Origin of the sequence: uncultured Veillonella sp. (assembly GCF_900545205.1) — a bacterium.
Lineage (GTDB): Bacteria > Bacillota > Negativicutes > Veillonellales > Veillonellaceae > Veillonella.
Genome location: NZ_UQYC01000099.1, coordinates 1 through 5,226 on the forward strand (window position 1 = coordinate 1; position 5,226 = coordinate 5,226).

Here is a 5,226-nt window from a genome sequence, read left to right on the forward strand (position 1 = left end):
CGACTCTTTGAAAACTCTATTTTAGAGGTTAATAAAGGCATTATCGAGGCTGCACAATCGATGGGGGCATCCCATTTTGAAGTGATTTGGCATTTCCTTTTACCAGAGGCAAAGGGTTCACTTATCTTATCTATTACGACCGGTACTATTGGTCTAATCGGTGCTACTGCTATGGCTGGTGCTATTGGTGCAGGTGGTGTAGGTGATTTGGCTCTCACCTATGGTTATGAACGGTTGAATTTCCCATTGATGCTATTTACCGTTGTTATTTTAATTATTTTCGTTCAAATTATTCAAACAATAGGTAACTACTTTGCACGTCGTGCGCGTCGTTCCTGATTTGATGACATAGATTTTGGTTATATTGATTGTGAAAGTATAGGAGGATGTACTATGAAATTTAAGAAACTTCTTGCCCTTGGTGCGGCATTAGTATTTAGCGTAGCTTTTATCGCAGGCTGCGGCTCAAACAATAGCGATAATGGTGCTAAAAAAGAATTATCCTATAGTAAGTCTCAAGGTCCTTACTCTGAATTATTTGAAAAAGGTGTTAAACCAATTTTGGAAAAACAAGGCTATACCTTTAAAGGTGTAGATATGTCTGACTTGGTACAAGCGGACCAAGTGTTGAGCGATGGTGAAGTAGATTTCAACGTTGAACAACATACAGCATACATGAAAAACTTTAACGAAAAACAAAATGGTCATCTTGTAGCGTTGACTCCAATTCCAACTGTACCAGCGGGTATCTTTAGCGGTTCCAAAACATCTTTAGACCAAGTGGCAGATGGTGATACTATTGCAGTACCAAATGATGCATCTAACATGGCTCGTGCCTATGCGTTGTTGCAAAAAATCGGTTGGATTAAACTTGATCCTAACAAAGATTTAGCGACAGTAACACAAGCAGATATTATTGAAAATCCTAAACATCTTAAATTTACAGAAATGAAATCCCTTACAATTCCTTCTGTACGTACTGATTTTGACTATATTGTTATTACTGGTGCTATCATCTATAATGCAAAAATTGATCCTAAAACTGCATTAGCAAATGAAGATGTATTACCACAATGGTTGTTACAAGTAGTAGTTAACGAGAAAAATAAAGATGCACAATGGGCAAAAGACATTGTAGCAGCTTACCACTCTCAAGAATTCAAAGACTACATGGAAAAAAATAACAACGGCCTATGGTTCGTACCAAAAGGTGAATAGAATTTAGGAAACGTGCTATGTATGAGCACAAATAAAAGAACCACTGATAAGTTGTAGCTTATCAGTGGTTCTTTTGTTGTTTGTGGAGCAATCTGAAGACAAAATCACGCCTAATTTTAAATAGCGAGTAATCTCTTTGTTCTATAGGGTCATACCTGCTGCATAGTTTTCATAGAGTTCTTTATAGTGACCACCACGTTCGATCAGTTCGTGATGTGTCCCTTGTTCTACAATGGTACCGTTTTCTACTACGAGTAGGAAGTCCGCATTTTTTATTGTAGACAAGCGATGGGCGATGACGATACTTGTACGTCCCTTAAGGAGGGTATTCATAGCTTTTTGAACCTCTACCTCGGTCCGCGTATCTACGTTAGCCGTCGCTTCGTCTAGGATGAGAATAGTTGGATCCGCCAAGAAGGCACGAGCGATGGTGATTAATTGCCGTTGGCCTTGTGATAGGTCATCGCCACCTCGTTTGAGAACTGTATCATATCCATCTGGTAAGGTGCGAATGAAATGATCTGCCATAGCGAGTTTGGCAACATATTCAATCTCTTCACGACTAGCATTTGGTTTGCCGTAGCCAATATTATCGGCGATAGTGCCCGTGAAAATCCAAGCATCTTGTAATACCATACCTACCGTATTGTGTAAGCTTTCACGAGACACATCGCGAATATCGATACCGTCGATGGTGATGCGGCCATTTATAATGTCATAGAAGCGCATGATAAGGTTTACCAAGGTAGATTTACCAGCACCTGTAGGACCTACGATGGCCACCATGGAGCCACCAGGGATGTGGATGTTGATATCCTTCATAAACACATTGGACGGCGTATAGCCAAAATCAACATGCTCAAAATCGATTGTGCCTGGATGTGTTGTTGTATCACCCAATGTTTTATTTCCCTTATCGATTTCGGATGGGGTATCAACGACTTCGTAAATACGGCCCAAGGCTGCAGAAGTTTCTTGGAATTTGGTGAGGATATAGGAACTGCGAGATAGAGGGTCCGAAACTTGACCTACATAGAGGAAGAAGGCTTGGATATCACCGATGGAAATAGAACCTCGTAACACCATGAGACCCCCTTGAATTGCAACAAGGCAATAGGTGATTTGATTTAAAAACTTAACGAGTGGTTCTACGAGCTGACTGGTGAAAGCCGCGCTTCTCATACTTTTAAATAGATTGTCGTTCAGAATATTTACTTGGTTAGTCGTAGTTTCTTCAAGACCAAAGGTTTGGATAATCGGTTTTCCTACTACAATTTCCTCTATGCCACTGTTGAAAGCTCCTAAGGCACTTTGGTTTTTGAGATAGACCCGACGAGCCCGTTTAGAGAGCCATGTTAAACATAGGATACCAATACAAATAATGGCGATGATAGAGATGCCTAGCATAGGGCTGATCCAAATCATCATAGCCGTGGCACCTATAATGCCGATAATGGCAGATACAAGGCCAGGTACGCCTTCACCTATGGTTTCTGCAACAGCATCTAAGTCAGAGGTGAGGCGGCTTAGCAAATCCCCACGTTGGTGATCGTGAAAGTACTCGATAGGTAGTGAGTATAAATGAGTACTCATGCGTGTGCGTAAAGCGAGTACTGTTTTTGAACCGATAGAGGCCATCATGTATTCGCCAAAGTAGGTGAATAAGGCGTGACCCCCATAAATGGCAATAAGCCATAGGATGATTGTATCAATGGAGGCGAAAATTGTATTAATGTCTTGGTCTGTTTGTAAGCCACTAACAATAGCATCTACGACCTTGCCAAGTAATACTGGCGCTGATACCTCAAACATAGCTGCTGTAATAAGCTCTAAGATGAGTAGTGCTAGCCAACCCCATTGGCTTTTAGACTCCATCAGGAAGCGGTGTAATGGGCTCATTCTGTCACCTCCTGAGATGCTAGAATTTGTTTATATACTGTAGAGGTTGCAGCTAATTCATCATGCGTACCATACCCTGCTACTTGACCTCGATTGATGATTAAGATATGGTCTGCTTTTTTAGCAGCACTTACTTTTTGCTCTACGGAGATGAGAGCAGGACGGTTATCCTTTTGTAATTCCTCGTGCAATGCTGTACGAACTGCACGTTCTGTGGTGCCGTCTAGCGCGGAGAAGCTATCGTCGAATATAAATAAATCTGGTTTGCGCACAAGAGCTCTAGCCATGGCTAGGCGTTGACGCTGGCCTCCCGATAGATTAGTACCACCTTGAGCAACCATATATTGGTAACCACCTTCAAGGCGATTAATAAATTCGTCTGCTCTTGAGAGACGGCACGCATTTTCTACATCTTGAGTGGTAATTTCTTGACTTGGTGCTGCACCATATCACACATTCATCTCTACAGTGCCAGTGAATAAGTAAGCTCGTTGTGGCACATAGCCGATGCGGACACGCAAGTCATCCACATTCCATTCATAGATGGATTTACCTTCAAATAAAATATCTCCAGACTCGATGGAGAAGAGGCGAGGGATAAGGTTGGTGATTGTACTTTTACCAGATCCAATATCGCCCATAATAGCTAAGGTTTCGCCGTGATGTACGGTAAAGGAGATATTCTCTAGCGCAGAAGACTCCGCATTATCGTAACGGAACGTAACGTTGCGGAACTCTAAAAGTGGTATATCATCAGTTGCAGTTGGATTTTCCATAGTATTTTTGTTCTCCTCTTGGCAAGTGTCATGCCTTGCAGATGGAGAAGTTGAAGTGGTAATACTGTCATTATATGGTTCAGGGAATGTATCTGTGTTTTCATGTTCTAACAACTCTCGAATACGGGTGTAGCATACGATGGCTTCTGGAATGTCGATGATGACGAAAATGGCCATGAGCATGCTTAAGAGAATCAGGTTAGCGTACTCGATAACGGCAATGATGTCACCTACTTGTAGAGAACCTAGACTGACGTTATAGCCACCGACCCAAAGAATGGCAACGGTACTCATATTAAATAGAATTAATATGGTCGGTAAACCGATGGCAAAGGTTTGGCGCAACCGCTTATTGAGTTGGGCCGTTTCTGTAAAAATACTAATTTCTTTTTCGTTTTCATAGGTTCTTCTGTTGAAAGCTCGAATCACTGGCATACCAACGATATGATCTCGAACTAGATCTGTAATATCATCTAATTTGAGTTGCATCGCCTTAATCAGTGGTAAGGCACGGCTTTCAATAAAGATAATAGTAAGTATCATACAAGCCATAACGGCGAGGATGACAAGGCCTAATTGCCAGCTTTTATAGAAGGTGAGCCCGAGGCCGACACAAATCATGAGGGGCATAGGGAGAATCATATTTAATCCTTCACCGAGAACGGATTGAATTTTCTCTACATCTCGGCTTGTGCGCATCAATATGGTGCCAGTACCGAAGTGTGTGAAGTCTCGAAGGGAGAAGTATTGTAAGGCTTTTACCAAATCATTGCGTAGTTCCTTGCCCATAGAGGCAGAAATGTGAGCACTCATAGCAACACCTAAGATTGCGGATAATACTGTTAATAGTGCCACAACAAGCATGTTTATGCTAGAGCTAGTGATCATTTCTAAATCGCCACGGAGTACGCCATCATTGATGATAAAGGCCGTTAGCGTTGGTATATATAATGTACCTGCCACAGTGAGTAACGAAAGGATCGATACGATGATGGTAGGAAACCATAATGGTTTTATGTAATGTATAAATGGTTTCATTTAAATCCTTTTAGTAAATTGCATTAAATTAATAATTTTCGATATTTATATTATATTGCATAAAATTAAAAACGACTAGTTTAATAAAACCTATTATAAAAAGTTTAGTATCTATTAATAACTGTTATGTTTTATGTTATGTACTGATATTAAAAATTTTGATATACTAGACAAGCATTTTTTTTGCAATTTTTGTTTTGAAGTAGTAAGGAGAGTTTCTAATGAAGTTGAATTGGAAATTATTCGCACCGCTTGTAGTAGCTATTCTTGTATGGCTCATCGGTGCTCCTGAAGG

At 40.7% G+C, this 5,226-nt stretch carries 3 protein-coding genes and 1 pseudogene; 2 read left to right on the forward strand and 2 right to left on the reverse strand.

Annotation, left to right across the window (positions count from 1 at the left end; all coding sequences use genetic code 11):
- Positions 1 to 339, forward strand: a 339-nt coding sequence (locus tag QZR70_RS08365; protein WP_295794456.1) for an ABC transporter permease subunit, incomplete at its 5' end; no start/stop codon positions are given.
- Between the two features lie 54 nt (positions 340 to 393).
- Positions 394 to 1,218, forward strand: coding sequence for a MetQ/NlpA family ABC transporter substrate-binding protein (locus tag QZR70_RS08370; protein WP_005387707.1), 825 nt, complete (start codon positions 394 to 396; stop codon positions 1,216 to 1,218).
- A gap of 141 nt (positions 1,219 to 1,359) precedes the next feature.
- On the opposite strand, the gene QZR70_RS08375 is transcribed toward QZR70_RS08370, so the two are convergent.
- On the reverse strand, positions 1,360 to 3,117 hold the full coding sequence (locus QZR70_RS08375) for an ABC transporter ATP-binding protein (RefSeq protein WP_295794458.1): 1,758 nt from the start codon (positions 3,115 to 3,117) through the stop codon (positions 1,360 to 1,362).
- Positions 3,114 to 4,931 (reverse strand): annotated as a pseudogene (locus QZR70_RS08380) (ABC transporter ATP-binding protein). The gene QZR70_RS08375 and the pseudogene QZR70_RS08380 overlap by 4 nt, the downstream one beginning before the upstream one ends.
- Positions 4,932 to 5,226: the final 295 nt, after the last annotated feature.

Coding starts and splice junctions, on each gene's coding strand:
- QZR70_RS08370 (WP_005387707.1), top strand. CDS start 394: ATGAAATTTAAGAAACTTCTTGCCCTTGGTGCGGCATTAGTATTTAGC.
- QZR70_RS08375 (WP_295794458.1), bottom strand. CDS start 3,117: ATGAGCCCATTACACCGCTTCCTGATGGAGTCTAAAAGCCAATGGGGT.